A 2225-nucleotide genomic window follows, 5' to 3' on the forward strand; every position below is an offset into this window, starting at 1 on the left:
CGCCGCGCGAGATCTCGATCTCGGCCGCGGGGCCTTCGCCGCCGAACATCTCCACGTCGATGCGGGCGTAGGTCTTGCCGCTCTCGTCGACATAGGCCCAGCCGTGCTCGTGCACCCGCAGCTTGCGGATGCCCGGCATCAGGCCCATGCGCTCGGCGACCTCCTTGCTGGCGGTGCGCAGGTCGACCGCCTGGCCGCCCGGCCGGGGAGCGGTGGCGCGCTCGACGACGGTGGTGGCGATCCCGGCCCGAAGCAGTTGCAGGGCAACGGTGTTGCCGGCGATGCCGCCGCCGACGACGAGGATGCGAGGGGTGTTGGTGGTGGTCATTTCGAACTCCCGGTGAGGTGCTGTACTTCCGTCTAAGACATATGTCTAACAGAGTCTGACACGGTTGTCTAGAACAAATGTCTAAGACGCTGGTAGGGTGGGGTCATGGGAAATCGAGAAGACCTCTTGGAGGGTGCGCGCCAGGCCGTTCTGGAGCGGGGACTGGCCAAGGTGACCGCCCGCGACATCGCCAAGGCGGCCGGGGTGAGCCTGGCGGCCATCGGCTATCACTTCGGGTCGAAGGACCATCTGGTCACCGAGGCCATCACCATGGGCTTCGGCACCCGGATCGGCGACGACATGGACGCGGCGATCAAGGCCGCGGGGGAGAACCGCACCCTGTGGGAGTCCCTGGCCGCGACCTGGAACGGCTTCGTCGAGGTGGTCGAGCGCAATCGGGACGCGCTCATGCTCAGCACCGAGAACGGCATCCAGATCGCTCGCGACCCCGAACAGCAGGTCTTCATGGCGCAGGCGAGCGCCGTGGCCAACCGTGATCTCGCGGAAGTCATGCGGACCGTGCACCCGGAACTGACCGAGGAGCAGGCGGCCGCGGTCGCGCAGCTGCTGTTCCTGCTGTTCCAGGGACTGGCCGTGCAGAAGATGATCGCGCCCACCGCCGAACTGCTGGACGGGGATTCGTTCGTGACCGCCGTACAGGCGCTGCGCGGCAACTGAACCGGGCCGCTAGCCCGGCGGCACGTGCCGCAACCGCGTCATGGCGATCAATGCCAGCAGCAGCGCCGCCCCGGCGGCGATGGCGGCGGTGAGATGCATGCCCGCGAGGAACGCGTGCTTGGCGGCGTCGGCGACCGCGCTGCCCACCTTGCCGGGCAGGGCGGTGGCGACTTCCATTGCCGCGCCGAGCGTGTCACGGGCGGCATGGGCGTCGTCGTCGGGCAGGCCGTAGGGCAGGTTGGCGTCGAGCTGGCTGCGGTAGATGGCGATGCTGATGCTGCCCAGAATGGAAATCCCCAGCGCGCCCCCGAATTCCGCCCCGGTCTCCGAGAGCCCGGACGCCGCGCCCGCCTGCTCGGGCGGCGCGGTGCCGACGATGAGCTCGGTGGTGATCCCGAAAACCGGTGCGAGACCGAAGGAGACCAGCAGTGACGCGGCGATGGTCAGCTCGACCCCGCCGGTCGCGGTGATCTGGGTGAGCAGCAGCAGCCCGGCCGCGGCCATGGCCATCCCGATCCCGATCATGTAGGCGGGCCGCATCACCCGCATGATGCGCGGCCCCAGCTGGGAGCCGATCATGAAGCCGAGCCCGGCCGGGATGGTCGCCAGCCCGGCCCGCAGCGGCGACATGCCCAGCACGAGTTGGAAATACTGTCCGACGAACAGCGCGTAGCCGAAGGTCACGAAGATCGAGACCATATTGATGGTGAGCGCGGTGCGGAAGCTGCCCAGCCGGAACAGCCGCAGATCCAGCATGGGTTCGGCGACATTGAGCTGGCGGCGCACGAAGATCGCGCCGATGCCGAAACCGACGGCGAGCGCGCCCAGCGCGGCCGGACCCGGGCCGTCCTGGGCCGCCTTCTTCATGCCGAACACCACCAGCAGCATCGCGGAGGTGCACAGCGCCGCGCTGATCAGGTCGAGACGACCGGCGTCGGGATCGCGGTACTCCGGCAGCACCCGGGGAGCGAGCACGATCAGCAGCACCATGACCGGCACCGCGAGCAGGAAAACCGAACCCCACCAGAAGTGTTCGAGCATGAGCCCACCGGCCAGCGGCCCGATGGAGCCCCCGACCGAGTAGGCGCCGACCCAGACCCCGACGGCGACCGAACGCTGGGCGGCATCGCGAAACATGGTGAATATCAACGAGAGTGTGGACGGTGCGAGGGTGGCCCCGGCGACGCCGAGCAGGGCGCCCGGCGGCGTCGAACATCAA

3 protein-coding genes are annotated in these 2225 nt (G+C 68.8%); 1 reads left to right on the top strand and 2 read right to left on the bottom strand.

Annotated features, from left to right (window positions below; translation table 11 throughout):
- The coding region (locus tag ACWELQ_RS44200; RefSeq protein WP_452402932.1) for an FAD-dependent oxidoreductase at positions 1-328 on the bottom strand (328 nt) is incomplete at its 3' end.
- A 105-nt stretch (positions 329-433) separates the two neighbouring features.
- On the opposite strand from ACWELQ_RS44200, the gene ACWELQ_RS44205 reads away from it, so the two are divergent.
- Positions 434-1006, top strand: coding sequence for a TetR/AcrR family transcriptional regulator (locus ACWELQ_RS44205; RefSeq protein ID WP_452402933.1), 573 nt, complete (start codon positions 434-436; stop codon positions 1004-1006).
- A gap of 9 nt (positions 1007-1015) precedes the next feature.
- On the opposite strand, the gene ACWELQ_RS44210 is transcribed toward ACWELQ_RS44205, so the two are convergent.
- Positions 1016-2200 carry an MFS transporter gene (locus ACWELQ_RS44210; protein WP_452402934.1) on the bottom strand — a complete coding sequence of 395 codons (1185 nt, stop codon included), beginning with the start codon at positions 2198-2200 and terminating at the stop codon, positions 1016-1018.
- Between the last annotated feature and the right edge of the window lie 25 nt (positions 2201-2225).

This window comes from Nocardia sp. NPDC004722 (assembly GCF_053601505.1).